This window comes from Photobacterium lutimaris (assembly GCF_003025555.1).
Taxonomy (GTDB): Bacteria; Pseudomonadota; Gammaproteobacteria; order Enterobacterales; family Vibrionaceae; genus Photobacterium; species Photobacterium lutimaris.
Window position 1 is genome coordinate 1,207,783 of record NZ_PYMH01000001.1, and the last position, 18,878, is coordinate 1,226,660.

16 protein-coding genes are annotated in these 18,878 nt (G+C 45.4%); 8 read left to right on the forward strand and 8 right to left on the reverse strand.

What is annotated here, in order from left to right; translation table 11 throughout:
* Positions 1-236: 236 nt before the first annotated feature.
* On the reverse strand, positions 237-2,999 hold the full coding sequence (locus C9I99_RS05240; RefSeq protein ID WP_107347750.1) for a hybrid sensor histidine kinase/response regulator: 2,763 nt from the start codon (positions 2,997-2,999) through the stop codon (positions 237-239).
* Positions 3,000-3,101: 102 nt separating this feature from the next.
* Here C9I99_RS05240 and C9I99_RS05245 point away from each other — a divergent pair, with 102 nt between their 5' ends.
* Together C9I99_RS05245 and C9I99_RS05250 are read left to right on the forward strand one after the other, a co-directional pair.
* Complete coding sequence (locus tag C9I99_RS05245; RefSeq protein WP_107347751.1) at positions 3,102-3,581, forward strand: hypothetical protein; 480 nt, start codon at positions 3,102-3,104, stop codon at positions 3,579-3,581.
* A gap of 3 nt (positions 3,582-3,584) precedes the next feature.
* The gene (locus C9I99_RS05250; RefSeq protein WP_107347752.1) at positions 3,585-4,637 is read left to right on the forward strand and encodes a porin family protein; all 1,053 of its coding nucleotides are present in this window, start codon (positions 3,585-3,587) and stop codon (positions 4,635-4,637) included.
* A gap of 120 nt (positions 4,638-4,757) precedes the next feature.
* Here the strand turns inward: C9I99_RS05250 and C9I99_RS05255 are convergent, their stop codons facing one another.
* The gene (locus C9I99_RS05255; protein ID WP_107347753.1) at positions 4,758-5,675 is read right to left on the reverse strand and encodes an ROK family protein; all 918 of its coding nucleotides are present in this window, start codon (positions 5,673-5,675) and stop codon (positions 4,758-4,760) included.
* A 131-nt stretch (positions 5,676-5,806) separates the two neighbouring features.
* Between C9I99_RS05255 and C9I99_RS05260 the strand changes: the two genes are divergently transcribed.
* Positions 5,807-6,022: an acetyltransferase gene (locus C9I99_RS05260; RefSeq protein ID WP_107347754.1), complete on the forward strand. Its 216-nt coding sequence runs from the start codon at positions 5,807-5,809 to the stop codon at positions 6,020-6,022.
* 95 nt (positions 6,023-6,117) lie between these two features.
* Here C9I99_RS05260 and C9I99_RS05265 read toward each other — a convergent pair whose 3' ends face one another.
* The 5 genes from C9I99_RS05265 to phhA form a co-directional block, all read right to left on the reverse strand.
* Positions 6,118-6,687: a PqiC family protein gene (locus C9I99_RS05265; RefSeq protein ID WP_243734577.1), complete on the reverse strand. Its 570-nt coding sequence runs from the start codon at positions 6,685-6,687 to the stop codon at positions 6,118-6,120.
* 17 nt (positions 6,688-6,704) lie between these two features.
* Complete coding sequence (gene pqiB / locus C9I99_RS05270; protein ID WP_107347756.1) at positions 6,705-8,351, reverse strand: intermembrane transport protein PqiB; 1,647 nt, start codon at positions 8,349-8,351, stop codon at positions 6,705-6,707.
* Entirely contained in the window at positions 8,344-9,675 is a 1,332-nt protein-coding gene (locus C9I99_RS05275) for a paraquat-inducible protein A (protein WP_107347757.1), read from the reverse strand. Before C9I99_RS05275 ends, pqiB begins: the two co-directional genes overlap by 8 nt.
* A gap of 167 nt (positions 9,676-9,842) precedes the next feature.
* Positions 9,843-10,187, reverse strand: coding sequence for a 4a-hydroxytetrahydrobiopterin dehydratase (locus C9I99_RS05280; protein WP_107347758.1), 345 nt, complete (start codon positions 10,185-10,187; stop codon positions 9,843-9,845).
* A 9-nt stretch (positions 10,188-10,196) separates the two neighbouring features.
* Positions 10,197-11,036 (reverse strand): phenylalanine 4-monooxygenase, encoded by an 840-nt coding sequence (gene phhA / locus C9I99_RS05285; protein WP_107347759.1) that lies wholly within the window; start codon positions 11,034-11,036, stop codon positions 10,197-10,199.
* A gap of 392 nt (positions 11,037-11,428) precedes the next feature.
* On the opposite strand from phhA, the gene C9I99_RS05290 reads away from it, so the two are divergent.
* The 4 genes from C9I99_RS05290 to C9I99_RS05305 all read left to right on the forward strand — a co-directional run bounded on the left by C9I99_RS05290 (position 11,429) and on the right by C9I99_RS05305 (position 16,406).
* Positions 11,429-12,565 (forward strand): homogentisate 1,2-dioxygenase, encoded by a 1,137-nt coding sequence (locus C9I99_RS05290; protein WP_107347760.1) that lies wholly within the window; start codon positions 11,429-11,431, stop codon positions 12,563-12,565.
* 28 nt (positions 12,566-12,593) lie between these two features.
* Positions 12,594-13,622 carry a fumarylacetoacetate hydrolase family protein gene (locus tag C9I99_RS05295; protein WP_107347761.1) on the forward strand — a complete coding sequence of 343 codons (1,029 nt, stop codon included), beginning with the start codon at positions 12,594-12,596 and terminating at the stop codon, positions 13,620-13,622.
* Between the two features lie 67 nt (positions 13,623-13,689).
* Positions 13,690-14,343, forward strand: a complete 654-nt coding sequence (gene maiA / locus C9I99_RS05300) for a maleylacetoacetate isomerase (RefSeq protein WP_107347762.1) — start codon at positions 13,690-13,692, stop codon at positions 14,341-14,343.
* A 23-nt stretch (positions 14,344-14,366) separates the two neighbouring features.
* Entirely contained in the window at positions 14,367-16,406 is a 2,040-nt protein-coding gene (locus tag C9I99_RS05305; RefSeq protein ID WP_244916299.1) for an acetoacetate--CoA ligase, read from the forward strand.
* A 26-nt stretch (positions 16,407-16,432) separates the two neighbouring features.
* Here the strand turns inward: C9I99_RS05305 and C9I99_RS05310 are convergent, their stop codons facing one another.
* Entirely contained in the window at positions 16,433-17,461 is a 1,029-nt protein-coding gene (locus C9I99_RS05310; protein ID WP_107347763.1) for a S66 family peptidase, read from the reverse strand.
* Positions 17,462-17,831: 370 nt separating this feature from the next.
* On the opposite strand from C9I99_RS05310, the gene C9I99_RS05315 reads away from it, so the two are divergent.
* Positions 17,832-18,821: an ABC transporter substrate-binding protein gene (locus C9I99_RS05315; RefSeq protein ID WP_107347764.1), complete on the forward strand. Its 990-nt coding sequence runs from the start codon at positions 17,832-17,834 to the stop codon at positions 18,819-18,821.
* Positions 18,822-18,878 lie beyond the last annotated feature (57 nt).

Consider the following 18,878-nt stretch of genomic DNA (forward strand, 5'->3'; position numbering starts at 1 on the left):
CGTTCCGTCAGTTCCTTCCGACGCAATAAGATTACGTGAACTGAAATTCTAAGCAACCGTTATAGATCACACTTCTCATATCCGCTTTAGCACCACACAACAAAAAAAACATAAGTAATTGATTTAAAATCATTAAATAATATAAAAAGAAAACATCTGACACGCATAAATATATAAATCCCACCAGCTTGTAAGAGATCTCTTACAAGCCGGCGGGGTAATTGTGCCTTTCTGAGCTATACCGCTTGATGCTCAACCCCTCCAGACTGCTTAAAACTAGCCAATTTTTCTAACAACGTGTCTTTTTTAAATGGCTTGGCAACATAATCATTCATACCAACTTCATAACACTTCGAAATATCGTCATCAAGAACACTGGCGGTAAGAGCAATGATATGCAGACCTGGCTGCCCTGTATTTTTCTCCAGCTCGCGAATAGCTTGTGTCGCGGTAAAGCCGTCCATTACAGGCATCATACAATCCATCAAAATGGCATAGTAATTATTGCCTTCTTTCACCTTATCCACGGCTTCTTGTCCGTTGTTGGCAATATCAAATTGATAACCCGCTTTTTTCAAAAATAAGCTCGCAACTTTTTGGTTAACAGCATTATCCTCAACGATGAGAACCAATGGCTTATCGAGGTCTGGTGTCTTGACTTGAGGAGTCTGAACAGATTTGGCAACGCGACGAGATGGAATGTTGCTTGCTTCCTTGCTGTTTATCGTTGTTTTCTCGGTAAGTACGTCTACATCTTCGGGCGAAGACGCAACTTTTTTCGTCTCTAGCGCTTTGTTGAGCGTCTTAACTAAACGCTTACCAAAGAAAGGCAAGGTCACAATGCCTGAGATCAGGTGTCCGAAATCATGCTGCTCATCACGGTGGTCGATACACAATATAATGTTCAAATTTGGCATCAATGAGTTAATCAAGCCAAGATCATACGTGGTTTGCTTTACACCCAGCTGACAATAAAAAATGACATCAAAATCATTTTCCTGCATGGTTGATAACTCGGCTACGTCTGCTGACTGCGCTTGCATCCCCAGCACTTTGCACTCACTATCGACTCGGTATCTCGCAACCTGATTGGCCCCAAGTACCAACGCCCTGCGTGCTTTCAAAACATTCAATAAACTATCTTGTGCTTTACATATTTCCACATCCAGACTGAAGTAGAAACGACTGCCAGCCCCTTTTTCGGACTCAAGGGCTAGTTCTCCCCCCATTAATTCAACTAACTGGCGGCAAATAGCCAAACCCAGCCCTGTACCACCAAACTGACGGGTAATGGAGCTGTCTTCCTGAATAAAGGGGGCAAACACCTGAGCTTGTTTGTCTTTTTCAATACCAATACCTGTATCTATCATAGAGAAGCAAAGCTCGGCACGATCATCTTGATGCTGAACGCAATCTATCTCAAGGGTCACCCCACCTTCTTGAGTAAATTTCACAGCATTGGACGCTAAGTTCATCAGCACCTGTCGTAAACGGTGTTCATCCAAAATAACCATCGCCGGCAAATTTGGGGAAATCTTCACGTCGAGATGAAGCTTGCTGGCTGCTGCTTTAGCAAGTACGACTGTCATAGTATCGTATGCCACCTCTGCAACCCGACTTTCGCTTGCAGCCAATACCAAGTTACCCGATTCTATTTTCGATAAATCCAAAATGTCATTGATAAGCAGCAGCAAGGTCTGAGAAGACGTTTCAATAGTCTGAACATACTCCGATTGGGATGGCGACAAGTCGGTATCGGCTAAAATGCCGGACATACCAATAATGCCATTAAGCGGTGTACGAATTTCATGAGACATATTCGCCAAGAAAGAACTCTTGGCCAAGTTGGCTTTTTCAGCCTCATCTTTGGCGACAATCAGCTTGTTGTGATTTTCAATTCGCTCTTCAATCATCCCGTTTAGCTGGTGACTAAAGACAGTAAACTCATCCTTGCCATCAACCTTAACTTTGGCGGCGGAATGATCATTCGTGCTGTTTTCCAATAATGACATTGCTTTGAGAACCCGGTGTAAATACGAGCCTATACGCCGAATTAAGTTTATCCCAAGCCAAATAATCATTATGATCGAAAGCGATATCACACAGGCATACACCCAAATCAAGTTCTTAGATTGACTTATGCTGCTCTGTATATCTAGGGCTAATTCCCGACTAATATCAGTAACCAAAAACTGAATCAATGTATAGCGTTCATCCAATGCCGAAAACGAGTCGCCTTGGGTAAATCCAGAAAATGAATTTGAAAAGATACTTGCACGCAATTGGTAGCTTGTAGCAAAAACAGGGTTCGCAAACGTTTTTCTTAGTAGTTCAATCTGTGATGGCGTTGCATTAACAGATAAATACCTTTCGATGATCAGTTGCTGCCTTTCGATTATCGTATCAAGTTGCTCCTTGTATTCTTCCGCTTGTTCTGGTTGGTTAGCAATGATACGGATATACCAATTTTCCTGCTGAGCCCAAAGCTGTAACCATTGAAGTTGATACAAAACAGTCAGCTTTTGCTCAATATTGGTATCAGCCACATTCAGCGGAGTTCTTTCTAACGACACTAAATTCTGTATGAGGAGATCAAATCCCCAATCAGACCAATCATTGATATCTATCGATTCGACAAATTCATACTCGGCGATCAAATCTTTCATTTCAACACTGGAAGATATTTGTTCGGTGGAATCAATATTAGGAAATGCTATTGGAATTAAAGCTGAATACTGTGATATCCGTTCAATAGAGCCTGCAACTATTTCATTACTTTCAGTGCCGGACAGCTTATTAATTTTTAATTCATGGACTGCATTTGAAAACTGTGAATTAACTTTCAACAATTCCATTCGGGCAGTTAATATACTTAATGAAGAGACCTTGTCGAATAAGCTTGAAATCTCTATCACTGCAAACACACCAGAAAATGTAAGTGGCAGAACAACAAGAGAAATCAGTCTAAATTTTATCGAAAACCGATTAAGCAGCCCCATAACCTCACCTTGATCAAAAAATCCAAATTTGTATATTTGTACTAACGTCAATGTCTACTAACATTTATAGCAGGAATAGACACTAATGATGGAACTAAATCAATGATCAAAGGATTGACTTTAAAAAGTTTATTGTCTTTCACACTATTATTGACAACACTACCAATAATAACCCTGCCGGCATACGGTAGCGACAATATCAAAGATGTCGAGTTTGCTGTTTTTTCATTAAATAATGAGATCCCTGCACTTACAAAAAGTAAGGCGAGGATGTTGTATAAAGGAAAAACCAAAAAGCTTAACGGTAGCATCAAGATTGTATTAGTCGATTTACCGGAGAGATCTATTCACCGGGAAGAATTTTACAATATGTTACTGGGAAAATCGGTGACGCAAATGAATGGCTACTGGGCAAGCCTATCATTTTCTGGCAAAGGCACCCCACCAGAAGAGCTTAGCAGCGATGACATCCGAGATATCATTGAGTGGCTAAACGAAAACCCTAACGGCATCGCCTATGCGCCTGTTAGTGCCGTTCCAGAAAATGCCAATATCCTTATAACCGTCTTACAAGGAGAGTAAGGTATGTCTCAGAAATCATTGCTCGCATGCGCTCTGCTTGTATCCCCTTTAACCAGTGTGGCTGCGATACAAATAACGGATAATTTCTCAATCAGTGGCTTTGGCTCAACGTCTATTACCAAATCGGACAATAGCACACCTCTGTTTGTACACCGTGAAATCACCGATGAAACTTGCTACGACTGTGACACCACGTTTGGATTACAAGCTGATCTTTCAATCATTGATGATTTGAACGCTTCGGTCCAAGTGGTTAAACGGCCACAAGACCATTGGTCTAATGTTGAACTAGAGTGGGCTTACCTGAATTACGATTTTGACCAGTTCTCAGTCCGAGGCGGTAAGTTGCGTATCCCACTGTTTTTAATTTCTGAATACTTCTATGTTGGACAGGCGTATCCATGGGCTCGTCCTCCACAAGAAGTTTATGACAGTATTCTTGGCTTCACATCCTATGAAGGGATCAGCGCTTCTTGGCTGTGGGAAGTCAATGATGAAGCCGTTGTCCGATTAACCCCCTACTATGGTTTCGGCAACGACAACAAAGTGGAGTTCAGTGGCCACCAATTCAATTTCAAAACTGACCATCTTGCAGGGTTATCAGCCGAAGTCAGTGGGTTCAACTATCGTGTTCATTTTGGTTATATGAACTCAAAATACTTGATGGCGCCAAGTGCTTCGCCAAACAAAGAAACGCTGAATATCTACACCCTTGGTGGTGAATATTCAATGAATGACTGGTTGTTTATGTCAGAAGTGCAAACAGACGACTTACAAACCAACTGGTATGTCAGTGCAGCTTACAATATCAATAAGTTTACCCCTTACTTGGTGTATGGAGAGAGCCATCATCGCCGTAAATCAAACAGTCTAACAGCTGGGATGCGCTATGATTTAACCCACACAGTATCACTCAATGCTGAATGGCAGGGTATCTATATGGATAGCAAAGACTATAACGCTGGCAATGACGGCCAATTTGTTACAGCACCTATTCGATACAATGAAGACAAAGATGTTCAGCTCTACACCCTGATGCTCAACTTCATCTTCTAACTGTCACTCAGGGAAATTGGGCAGCCCGAAACAACGGAAGCGCCTCCGGTTATGAACCTGAGACGCTTCTTCTTTCTATAGGTGGGTATAAACCCCACATAGGCATATTATCGAGTGGTACTACTTCACAAGCATCGCCGCGCCGAATACCCCGGCACTATCACCCAATGCAGGTTTGGCCAACACCGTATTTAACACAGGGTTAAACAGGTGAGGTAAGATCGCATCCCTACCTTTGCTGTAAAGAGAATCGATATTACCGACCCCGCCCCCAACGACGATCACATCCGGATCTAACACATTGATAATGGAAGCAACAGCAAGGCCAAAGTAGTTATATAACCGCTCCATTGTTGTTTGTGCCAATGTATTCCCCTGCTCTGCCAATGCCACAATCTCAGGTAAACTCAATGAACACGCATCGCCAGAATCACTTTGCTCCCGATAGAAGCGTTCCAATCCTTTTCCTGACATAACCGTTTCAACGCACCCTCGTTTACCGCAATAGCAAGGCGCACCATTGGCTTCAAGCACATTATGTCCCCACTCGCCAGCAATACCATGGCAGCCATTGAGCACCTTACCGTTGACGACAATACCGCTTCCGACCCCTGTGCCCATGATGATACCGAATACAACTTCAGCATCTGGTTTTACTTCTTGAACAACACCTAGCCTTGCCTCAGCCAAAGCAAAACAGTTGGCATCATTGGCGAGACGAACAGGAATACCAAGTAGCGATTTCAAGTCATGATCCAGAGGCTGACCATTAAGATGGGTCGAGTTGCAATTTTTCATGGTACCAGTCGAAGGATCTAAGGTACCAGGCGTACCAATACCCACAGTGCTAGGGTATTCACCCATTTTTCCTGCGCAATGTTCAATCAGCTTTTTTATCTGCGCCAACACGTGTTGATACCCTTTTTCGCCTTCAGTAGGTAGACGCTCGCGTAACACACAGCGGTCATTATCATATTGCATTACAGCGCACTCAATTTTTGTGCCGCCAAGGTCAACGCCCCAATAATACTTACTCATAGCTCTCCTGCTCTGTCTGGTTTTCACTCATACTCTGCAAAGCCCGTAAAATCAGCCATACTTATACCAAAACATAATGGCTACTGATGGTTATTTATCGTCATTAATTCAATATATTTTGGAGATTTGTGATGTTTCTAAAAGAGTCACGCACTGGTGATTTAGTTGACGTCATTGACATGTCTTCTTTGGTCAACCCATTCTCCTCGCATGTCAAAGTGCAATATCAATCAGGTGAAGACTTGGCTGATCCTGTCGCCATCGACAAACAGAACTTAGCCTTTCCTTCCGGTGAAGAATTACCGGAGTGCTGGATTAACGGCTACTACCGGCACGCTCAGCGTTGAACCTTACTCAAGCGGCACTGCCATAATAAAAGAGCCCTCGTAATGAAGGGCTCTTTGTTGTAAATGACGACTCTTCACTGCCGATTAAGGCAAGCTTACCAAGTCAGTCCATTAATGCTCTGACTGATCTGGTTAGTTAATCGTGCCACTCCTTCAGCAAGTGCCTTCACCTGAGCATCATAGCCATCTTGCTCTAAAGGCACTTGGATGGAAAAAGGCTGTCTCGCCAAGGCTTCACCTTGCTTATCAATTAACAACCATTGCCCGCTCAGTTTTGCCAGGCCGGTGTAATGGCCGTTGAACTGAGTAAACTTGACCTGAAGTTTGGGTAAAGTACTGCTGTTAACCGCAGGCGTTAACTCGTCAAACCAATACCTGGATTGCTTCTGGCGCAAATCTTCGGTGATGATGCGGGTCAGTTGGCGGGAAAGACTCTCTGCCCACAGGTTCTGCTGTGCCTGCACCACCTCCGTTGCACTGGTTTGATATACAAGCCCTGTCCCCGCTAAGTGCTCTGCGACCTCCACTGGTCGAACGATCACCACCGGTTGATGCTTGTTAGCAAACGCCATGGTTAATTCGTTGTTTTGCTCGGGGAGTAGATACGTTTTGGTTACTGGCTCCGTTGAACTACACCCAGCCCCGATTAGCAGGACTAACGCCATTAATATTCCCTTGTACATTATTGACGTCCTCCTACTGGGATTGGGTCGGCGGCTTTCTCACCACTAAAAATAAGTGAATTTGGCTTCTCGTTTATCTGCCGCAATACGGGTTGTAACTCGGTCATGACTTGCTCAAACTGGATCAATGCCTGATCCAAGTTTTGATAGGTCGCACCATCTTTACCATAACCATCAAGGGTAGCTTGGATCTGCTGCAAGCTTTCCCTAATTTCTCCCGGGATCGCTTTAGTATCTTTCTGTGCAAGCAGACTATTGAGCTCTGTTGCTACCTTTTCAGCAGCTAGCAACGTCTTCTGAGACGTCTCCAATGTCTTGTTCAGAGTCAACAAAGTGTCTTCAACAGGCAGATTATTAATTTTCTTGAGCATTGAAGAAATTTCTTTTTGAATTTGGGCAAAGCCTCCAGCTTTAGTCGGGAAAACATCATATTCACCATAGCTCTGATGTTTATAGGTTTTCTCTTCCGCAAACACGCCGACATCAACCAACAGCGCCCCTGTTAACAAGTTCGCGGTTTTCAATGAACCTCGCAACCCATACTTGAACTCTTCCTCAAGGCTCGCTCTTAGCATATCCAAATTATCGTATTTCACATGAGCAATTACTCTGTCCAATTCGATACGAACCAATACTGGAATTTCACGATTGGAGAAGTTTTTCTTACTTGCCATGATATCAAGCGGGACTTTACGAACGGTACCAATTTGAATACCTCGATATTCAATCGGCGCACCTGGTTTCAAGCCTCGAACTGATTCATCAAACAACATCACGTATTCGAGGTAGTCCTCGAAAAAGCGTTCGCGTACTTGCTTAATATTGTTATACAAACGGAACTTGGATTTATTCTTCGTGATGAGCTCTCCCGGTTCACGCCCTTTGGGGACTCGGAAACTCACACCACCGGTGATCAACGATTCTATGGAGCCAATTTTCAAATTGAAGCCTTCAGCAGACATCTGAATATCAACCCCCGAGGTCAGCCAAAATCGTGTACTTTTCCGGATAAGGCTGTTGTACGGCTCAAAAATAAATAATTGATAATGGGCTTTCTTTGTTTCCGTATCAAAGGTGACATTCTCTACTCGGCCAACCGTAAAGCCTTCATAAAGCACCGGGTCACCAACACCCAATTTACCCGCTTCATTGTGAGTCAAAACCAAACGTAATCCTTTAGCATCTGGCGGTGCTACTGGCGGAATATCCAACACATCAAAAGTACGCTGCTCTTCACCACTTTTTCCCGGTTGCAACTGGATATAAGCGCCCGAGAGTAAGGTATCTAACCCCGACACCCCTGACTTACCAATGCGCGGCTTTACGACCCAGAACAAAGTATCATCCTTGAGCATGCGGGCTGCATCTTTGTCCATTTGAGCCGTCACTTCAATGGCACTGTAATCCTCATTCAATGTCACACCTGTCACTACACCGACTTTGACATTCAACGCTTTGATTTCGGTTTTACCCACCTCTATCCCTTCAGCGGTATCGATTTTCAATACAATTTCAGGGCCTTGGCTGGTGATGAACTGAAAGAGCATCCATATACCAATCCCAACAGCAATAATTGGGACTAGCCATATAGAAGATATTTGCTTAATAGCTTCTTTCTTCGCCTGTGGAGGTGAGGATTCACTCATAACTGTTTTTCTCTTTATTATTGTTCACATAGCCTGCGGGGGAGACAAACGCCGAATCCTTGGGCCAAAACACACGTGGGTCAAAAGACATTGCCGATATCATGGTTAACAAAACAACACAGGCAAAGGATAATGCAGCGGGACCAGGATAAATTGCCATCAGATTCTGAAGTTGGACCAAGGCCACCAGTATTGCCACAACAAAAATATCAATCATCGACCAACGGCCGATAAATTCAGTGATTCGATATACTTTCAACTTTTGCACCGCTTTCTTTTCATCAGGGCTGCCGCCCTTTCCTGCCATAAAATACAGCCAAGTCAATGCAATAATCTTTGCCAGCGGGATCACAACACTCGCAATAAAAATTACCGCCGCGATGGGATACGATTTTAATTGCCACAATAAAACGACCCCTTCAAGTATGGTCGAGCCTTCCGACTTGCCCAAACTGACGGTGTACATCATGGGATAAAGGTTAGCCGGAATAAAAAAGATTGCGGCAGCAATAAGTAACGCCCATGAACGTTGTAACATCTTCTGTGGGTCGTAGGGGTGAAGCAGGCCGTGGCAGCGAATACAACGTGCGTGTTTTTCCTCGGTCATCGGGTTCAATTGCGAACAAACATGGCAACTAATATGGTTATAGCTGTTATGGCAGTCTCCGGGCTTCACGCCAACCTGCGGTTTCAGCGGCAGAAACTGCAACCACAACCAAGTACGATCGGCCATCGACACGCATTTCACGACCAGCATGGTATATAAACAAAACGCCCAAAAGGACATGCCTAAACCAATATCGGCCAATGACGCAATTTTAATCAGGCTGACCAACACCCCAATCAAAAAAACATCGACCATCAACCATGGCTCAATACGTATCATTAATCGGCATAATCGCTTTTCCCACATCGCTATTTGCTTTTTATCCGAGTATTTTAATCGCTGACCCGCTCGGAAATACAAATACAGTAATGAGAGTAAATACAGAGCCGGTAACACTAATACCGTTAGTAAGAGCAATAATGCCAGTATGCTATTTTGGAAAACACTGAGCATTTGAGCAGAGTGCATCAATGTGATTTCTTGGCTGATCCCCTGCACACTGAAAGACATAAAAGGAAAGCTGATACTCGCTACCAACATGACGAGGCTCGCCAAGCCATAAGACAAGGGTCTCTGAATCGGCTGGGCAATACGTTTTACCAATGTGTGGTGACATCTCGGACAAACCGACTTCTCATCGTCCTTGAGCTCTGGCAACGCTACCACTAATCCACACTCTTCACAGCTGACTAGCGCTTGTTGTTGTGGTTCACCCATTTGTACCTCAATCTGCCTTGCTCTTCGGCAAGACTGTTTTATGTGTGAGCGGTATATTACTCTATTTAAGTTATTAGCACATAACAGAAAAAGCACCCGGTTTATTCGAGTGCTTCTCTGAAATAAGAGGGTTTTCTATACTCTTGAGTTAGCTTGGGTATATGAAATTAATCGATGTTCAAAAGCTGATCCGTCTTTGCCGCGCAGATAAAATCATTCTTGTGAAGTCCTTTTGCGGAATGACTCCACCAGCGAACCCTCACCTTGCCCCACTCAAGCGTAATTTCTGGGTGATGGAATTCTTCCTCGGCTAAAGCGGCAACGTTGTCGGTAAACGCCCAAGCCAATTTAAAATTCTTGAAGGTAAATAGACGCTCCAGTTGCTCGACGCCTTCCACGTCAATCGCCTGCCAGTCAGGCAAGGTGGCTAGCAGAGCAATTTTTTCATTTTCGGTGACTTTTGGTGCGCCGGCATGGCACGCTTCGCATCTTTGTTCATGTAGTTCTGTCATCAGTTCCCCTTAACCCACTTCCTTGATTTTTGTGTCAAACAAAGGCGCATGTAACCCCAGTTTTTGTGCTTGGGACACCATTGACATGATGTCTTGGTGTGCCAACTCGTAAAGTTGATTGATGTCATCAAGAATAAAATAGAGCGGCTGCATTATATCGATACGATAAGGCGTACGCATGATATCAACCGGATCAAACGGCTTATAGAAAGGCCGAGATTTATCTAGAGCCAAAGCCTTATCAATAGCCGAGCTTTTTCCTGTTAGCGAGTATTGCGTCTCACCCGGTGATGATAAGATACCGCCGCCGTATATTCGTAAACCGTCTTGCTGCTGCAATAATCCAAATTCAACTGTAAACCAGTATAGCCTTGCTAAATACACTCTTTGTGCAGAATTTGCCTTGGCTCCCAAATTTCCGTAAGCATAGGTGAAAGCGGCAAAGGCCGGGTTAGTCAACATCGCACAATGACCGAAGATCTCGTGGAAAAAGTCAGGTTCTTGTAGATAGTCAAACTCCTCTCTTCGGCGCAAAAAAGTGGCAACAGGAAACTGTTTATTGGCTAGCAATGCAAAGAAACGATCAAAATTGATCAATGCAGGTACGGCAACACATTCCCACCCCGTGGTTGACTGCAATACAGCATTGATTTGTGATAGCTGAGGGGGGCGGTCCTGAGGTAAATTCAGCAACGCCAATCCGTCAATGTAAGCTTGACAAGCTCGTCCTTCTATACAGGCGAGTTGGCGCTCAACCAGATCATGCCAAACACGGTTTTCCGAATTATCCCAGTGGACAACCCCTTTTTCATCTGGCTGTTTAGACACATATTTTGTTCCGCTACCCATAAGAGACCTTCATCTGTGATTCTGCCTCGCCCTGGCAAATTATCAATCCGCTTGTTTCATGTTCGTTTCCTTTAGATTAGGTCGATTCGCGAAAGCACGGATAGTGGACCTCAGCAATGAGCACCCCCTTGAACGTAACATTTCCTTTACACCTGGAATTTCAGCTAACAGCCCATACCCTGGTCGAACTCAATTCATTCAACGACTTAAAAAAGGCCAATATACTAGCGACTTAAATCCTAGGCCTTGTAAAACATAAAAGACACCCTTACCGCTATTGCGTTCGTGTTCTAAGTTGCCTTGCTTACATGAGTGCGCCAGAGTTAAGCCATTGAACTAACATTTTATTAACAGGGTCAGTTTGGAATGACTGTGATAGAGAGGGATGTGTAATGCGGCAATGGTTTCAATTTCCTATTACCGAAGGAGAAGCTTCTCGACAGGCACATTGTGACCTACCTGAAGGGACGTTCGAGCGTGAATGTGGCAGAGAAGGCTTTTTTGGTCCAGCAAGCCATATGTACCACCGCCACCCGCCAACGGGGTGGATAGACTGGGACGGCCCACTTCGCCCTAGGGCAATAGACACCAACCAAATGCCCTCTGAAGGCTTGTCCCCTTGGGATGCATCGCTGATTCTATTCAATAATAACCTTAAGCTTCGGGTTTGGCATTGTGACCGCGCTATGGCTGAACTCGCCCGCAATGGCGACGGTGATGAAGCATTGTTCATCCACCAAGGATGCGGGGACTTGTTCTGCGATTACGGCCATATGACATTCCGGGATGGGGATTATATCGTGCTGCCTAGGGCAACAAGCTGGCGTATTGAGCCCAAAGAGGCGGTGACTATGTTGCTTATTGAAGCCTCTAACAGTGCATACCAAATGGCTGAACGCGGCCTAGTCGGCCAGCATGCGGTGTATGATCCGGCGGTGTTGGAATACGCCAGAATCAACGATACCTTCCTTCAACAGCAGAGTGACGCCCAGCAATGGAAGGTACAACTCAAAGCCCGTAACCAGCTCAATACTATTACCTATCCTTATAATCCGCTTGATGCCCAAGGATGGAAGGGCAATCTAACCGCATTCAAGTTGAACTGGCGGGATATCCGCCCGCTAATGAGTCATCGCTACCACCTTCCCCCCTCAGCGCATACCACCTTTGTTGCTGACGGCTTTGTGATTTGCACTTTTGTACCACGGCCAATCGAAAGCGATCCCTATGCTTTGAAGGTGCCCTTCTATCATAACAACGATGATTTCGACGAAGTGCTGTTCTACCACAAGGGCAATTTCTTTAGCAGGGACAATATTGAAGCCGGCATGATCACTCATCACCCCTGCGGTTTCTCCCATGGCCCCCACCCTAAAGCTTTGGCTGCCAGCATGACTTCCCCCAAAAAGGAAACGGATGAGGTCGCGGTCATGATCGATGCCCGCTGGCCACTTGAAGTCGCCCCTTTGCCCGACGGGGCTGAGAACAAAGATTATGTCTTTTCATGGCAGGGCAATACCACTGAGTAGCCAATTAGAGAGAGATAAGGAGACGAACGTGAAACTTGCATCACTTAACCATGGTCGAGATGGCCAACTCATTGTAGTTTCCCGTGACCTGCAAACCGCAGTCCATGCCCACGATATCGCCCCGACGTTACAGTTTGCCCTTGATAACTGGCACGAAGTGGAAGCGGACCTACAACATTTATACCGCAACCTCAATGATGATGTTGCACAGCATAGCTTTCCATTTAACCCAGCATTATGCAGCTCACCGCTTCCACGCGCCTACCAATGGGCGGATGGCAGCGCTTACGTTAACCATGTTGAATTAGTACGCAAAGCCAGAGGAGCCGAAATGCCCGAAAGCTTCTGGACGGATCCTCTGATGTACCAAGGCATGTCAGATGGCTTTTTGGCTCCCACCGACAATATCAACGCTGCCGATGAGCAATGGGGCATCGACTTTGAAGGGGAAATTGCTATCGTTACCGACGATGTTGATATGGGCACCCGTGCCGAAGAAGTCCATGACCATATCAAGCTTCTGATGCTGGTCAATGATGTCTCGCTGCGCAATCTTATTCCAAGTGAACTTGCTAAAGGCTTCGGTTTTTTCCAATCTAAACCCTCTTCCGCTTTCTCGCCTGTTGCTGTCACGCCTGATGAACTGGGCGACAGTTGGCATGATTATAAGCTCCACCACCGCCTCACAGTTCATCTCAATGGCAAATTATTCGGACAGCCCCATGCCGGTACCGACATGACGTTTAATTTTGCCGAGCTGGTCCAACATGTGGCAAAAAGTCGAGCACTTTGCGCGGGCACCATTATTGGTTCGGGAACCGTCTCTAATATTGATCGCAGTAGCGGCTCGTGCTGCCTAGCTGAGCGTCGAATGCTCGAGACCTTGGAGTTTGGCCACCCAGAAACCCCGTTCATGAAATTTGGCGATACTGTCAGAATTGAAATGCTCGATAACAACGGCCATTCCATTTTCGGCGCTATTGAACAAACCGTGGTCAAGTATGAACACAAATATCACGATGAGGATTTAAATCACCATAACCCACATCACCAGTAATAATTAGAAGGACTGGGCGACGGGTAATTAGGGCTGACTCTGATATTGGGTCTAAGGAAAAAACACTGTGAAACTGTATGATTATTATCGTTCTTCGGCGTCGTACCGAGTGCGAATTGCGCTAAACATGAAAGGGCTGAGCTATGAGCAGGTGGCTGTTTCACTGTTGGACAAAGAGCAAAACAGTGCCGCCTACTCTGCGCTGAACCCCAGTCAGTTAGTTCCGGGGTTTTGTCGTAACACTAATAACTCAGAAAAAGGCTCACCGGAAGATACCGCCGTCCTGGGGCAATCTTTGGCTATCATCGAATATCTTGATGAGTGTTATCCCGACCCCTCCTTGCTGCCAAGTGAACCATGGCATAAGGCCCAATGCCGAGAAATTGCCCTTATTGTTGCCTGTGATATCCACCCTCTGAACAATTTACGCGTTCTCAACTACTTAAATAGTGATCTTGGGGTCAATCAAAACGAGAAAATGATTTGGTATCACCATTGGCTAAAACAAGGCCTTCAGAGCCTTGAGAACCTTTCTAGTCGGTATAACACCCCGTTCACCTGTACTGACACCCCGTCTCTGGCTGATATCTGTTTAATACCTCAGCTGTATAACGCTAAACGATTTGGTTTTGAAACCAACAGTTACCCAAGGTTGCTTGAAATCGAACAACGCTGTTTAGCCCTAACCGCCTTTCAAAAAGCCCACCCGGATAACCAATAACCAAAAGCGCAATGAAGGAGAAAATGATGACAAACCCAGAATCTTCTAATATTGGTTATCCCGCAGACAATCCGCCTCAGTTGCTGTGGATGCCGGAGAAAGATCGCATTCACAACAGCAAGCTGTATCAATTCATGGTTAAGCTGAGTGAGAAAAAGAACACCCTCTATCATGATTACAATCAGTTGCATAACTGGAGTGTCAACCATAGTGAAGAGTTCTGGAGTATGGTGTGGGACTTCTGCCAAGTCGAAGGAGCCAAAAAGCCCCCTGTAACATTTTGCCCCCCCGATAGCAGTACACCAGCCAAAGATACCCAGTGGTTCCCGCACGCTAAACTCAACTATGCCGAAAACCTCCTGCGCAACTGGCGCACCCACGCCGCGGCGGATGCCATCATTTACCATTGCGAAGGCGATCCTCAGCAGCGCCAACACCTTAGCTGGCAGCAACTGTATCGACAAACCTCACAGGTCGCGAGCTTTCTCCATCAGATCGGGATCAAAAAAGGGGACGTTGTTGCGGGGTATTTACCGAACATCCCCCAAACGGTTGTGGCTATGCTGGCTACCACTGCGCTAGGCGCAATTTGGACCTCCACCTCGCCGGATTTTGGGGCTGAGAGCGTGATAGAGCGCTTTGGGCAAACTAAACCGAAAGTGATGTTTTTCGCCCAAGGTTATCAGTACAACGGAAAGACTATGTCTTATTTCGACAAGGTCGCTGCCGTCAGTGCCAATATTCCGGAACTCGCACATCTAATCGAAATCCCAGCAACGCCAGAACAGATTCCACAGGACACGGTTTCTATTCCTGATACCATCAATCATCACTACTGGACCGATATCCTCGACAGTACCGTACCCAGTGAACTGGGATTTACCCCCGTCCCGTTCAACCATCCGCTTTATATCCTGTATTCGTCAGGTACAACAGGTAAACCCAAGTGTATTGTCCATAGTGTGGGTGGCACCTTACTCAATCACCTTAAAGAGCACCAATTACAAACGGATATTCGCACCGGTGACAAGGTATTTTACTTCACCACTTGCGGCTGGATGATGTGGAATTGGCTAGTATCAGGGCTTGCCTCAGGCGCGACCTTAATTCTGTATGACGGCTCCCCTTTCTACCCCGACGGTAATGTTTTATGGAAGATGGCCGAGCAAGAACAAGTGACGTTATTCGGCACTTCAGCCAAATACCTCGAGGCTCTGGAAAAACAAGGTTACCGCCCCAAAGACAAGGCTAACCTGTCATCTCTGCGTACACTGTGTTCTACCGGCTCCGTGCTTGCCCCGGAGCAGTTTGATTATGTCTATGATGCCATTCATAGTGACATCCAACTTGCTAGCATTTCAGGCGGCACCGATATATGCGGCTGCTTTGCCCTCGGTAACCCGATTAGCCCCGTTTATCGAGGTGAATGCCAAGGGCGCGCATTAGGCATGGATGTACAAGTATTCAATGAACAAGGCCGAGCTGTTCATCTACAACACGGCGAGCTCGTTTGTCGCAACAGTTTCCCTAATCAACCGATTGGCTTTTGGAGCGACCCAGATGGCAGCAAGTACCATGACGCCTACTGGAATACCTTCCCAGATACTTGGCACCACGGCGATTATGTTAGCCTATCGAATACTGGCGGAATGGTGTTCTACGGTCGCTCCGATGCCGTACTTAACCCCGGAGGAGTAAGAATTGGCACCGCAGAAATATACCGCCAGGTAAACCGGTTGGATGAAATCAAAGACTCACTAGTCATAGGCCAAAACCAAGGCACAGATGTCCGCGTTGTCTTGTTTGTCCAACTAGCCGACGGTGAACTGCTCACGGACGCATTGAAAGCCAATATCAAGCAGAAGATCCGCGAACACTGCTCACCCCGCCATGTCCCCGAAGTCATCCTGGCAGTAAAAGACGTCCCCCGGACCAAGTCTGGCAAGCTAGTAGAATTGGCTGTTCGCAATATCGTCCATGATCAGCCAGTGAAAAATGTTGGGGCGCTGGCAAACCCTGAATCTTTGGAGGAGTTTAGGGATCGGGATGAGTTGAAAACTTAAGTCATTCACTCATCTTAAAAACTAATTTACTTCAACCATGGTGACGTAATACAAATCGTCTGCTGGTCGAAATCTATCGTCCCTTCAACACCTAGCGGGGTGACCAGCATCGGGTGGGTATGACAGCTATCAAAACCATTTAAAATAGGAACAGGTTGCCCGTTTAGCACTTCCATCAATACATCCAGTGGTTGGCGACCTGTCCTCTTATCATCAAACAGTTCATGCTTTCCTAAAATAATGGCGGATACCTTATCAAACACGCCGCAAAGCTTTAAATGACTGAACGAGCGCTCGACTGTTTCTATCCCCTTTAAACAATCCTCCAACAGCAAGATGTCTCCTTGCTGTATTTCAGGCATGTATGGGCTTCCCCATATTCCTGCCATTGTGTTTAAGTTCCCACCAATAACTCGGCCTTTAATCACCCCATTACCGATAAATTGCCAATCATTAGCCTGAGTCAGTTTGGCTTCACATTGGTTTTCCCAATCAATTTTTACGTCTGTCCACTGCTCTGGCATTTGATAACGATAAGGTGGATTTTGCTTTTGACGCCGACTTTCATATGCCGTTTCACATAGCAGCGTCTCGAAGGAAGCAAACGTCTCATCGACTAGCGGCGGATACTCACCAAACGATGCCACTAAGGCTGGGCCGTAAAAGGTAACAAGGCCGGTTTGAGCATAGATGCCCAGTAGCAAGGCGGTAACGTCCGAATAACCAATAATAATTTTGGGATCTTTCTTTAACGCCGCATAGTCAATATAAGGCAATAGCGCATTACTGTTATTTCCGCCAATAGTCGAAATAATACAGCGGACTTGCGGGTCGCGAATTAACACATTGAGCTCGTCAGCCCTTTGCTGGATACTGCCCGAACGGTAGTAGTCTGACTGACCGGTCAATTTTCCCGCTTTCAGGTTAAACCCTTTTTGTTGTAAATACGCTTTTGCCCTTTCAAAACGCTTAGGAGCAAAACAGGTCGCAGGCGATGATGGCGAGAAAAAGCCAATGGTATCGCCTTGTTTAAGTGCTGGAGCTAGTATTGCCATTCTTACCTCATTTATTCTGAATAACTAAATTAAATTAATACCATCAATAACTTAAGCTCGGTAGTTCTAACACTGTCATTAAGTTAACAGTTAGGTTTTCATCACAATCGAGCAATAAACGTCCTTCATTAGCATTGAATCTAAAACACGCCCTATAATTAGAGCACGAAACATAATGATAAAATCAAAACAAATCCCACAATACGAGTTTCCAATCTTACACAAGAAGCTAAATACTTAATTTTTCATGCTAAAATACAAACGCTGTTCACATTCACTTATAGATCACCTACAATCATTTTTGAGAAACTCATTCGAACACTAATAATTGTGAGTGAGTGAACCCAACCTTTGAGAAAGGATACTCGAGATGAATTATAAAACCCCATTACTGCTTGCTATAAGTGCAATGGCAATGAATGCCAATGCCAGCGAATGTGGGAAAGTCACCATTGCCGACATGAACTGGAGTTCCGCCAGCCTTATCGCCAACATTGACCGCTTTATTTTGGAACACGGCTACGATTGTGATGCCGAGTTGATACCTGGCGATACCATGCCAACCGGTACATCCATGATTGAAAAAGGTCAGCCAGATGTTGCTCCTGAACTATGGAGCAACAGCTTGAAAGATGCGCTGGATAAAGGCGTCGAGGAAAAACGCTTACGCTATGCCGGTAAAGCTCTGGTCGATGGTGGTGAAGAAGGGTTCTGGGTACCATCTTACCTGGTAGAAAAATATCCAGAGATGAAAACGATCGAAGGTGTTGAGAAACATGCCAAGCTATTTAAGCACCCAGAAGACCCTGATAAGTCTGCCTTCTACAGCTGTCCGGCGGGTTGGAACTGCCAAATCAGTGCAGGCAACCTGTTTAAAGCCATGAAGCTTGATGAAGCTGGCTTTGTCATTGTGGATCCGGGTTCAGCGGCAGGATTATCAGGCTCTATCGCTAAAGCCTATGAACGCCAAGAACCATGGTTTGGTTATTATTGGGCACCGACGGCAGTACTGGGTAAATACAATATGGTCAAAGTGGATTTCGGTAGCGGTATCAATGAAGAAGAATTCGTGAAATGTACCACTAACTCTGAATGTGAATCACCTAAAACCACCATGTACCCGCCATCACCCGTTCACACCATTACCACTGAAAAGTTTGCTGCTCGTTCACCTGAAACCTACGAATACTTTACCAAAAGAGGCTTCACCAATGCCGACATGAATCAAATCCTGGCATGGATGGAAGACAATCAGGCGGATGGTGAGGAAGCAATGTTCTATTTCCTCGAGGAGTATCCACAAATCTGGCAGCAATGGGTACCACAAGATGTCGTGAAAAAAGTGCAAAATGCACTGTAAGTCACATCTGAAATTTAAGGTATAGGATTACCTTGTTGTACGCCAGAGCCTTTTGGG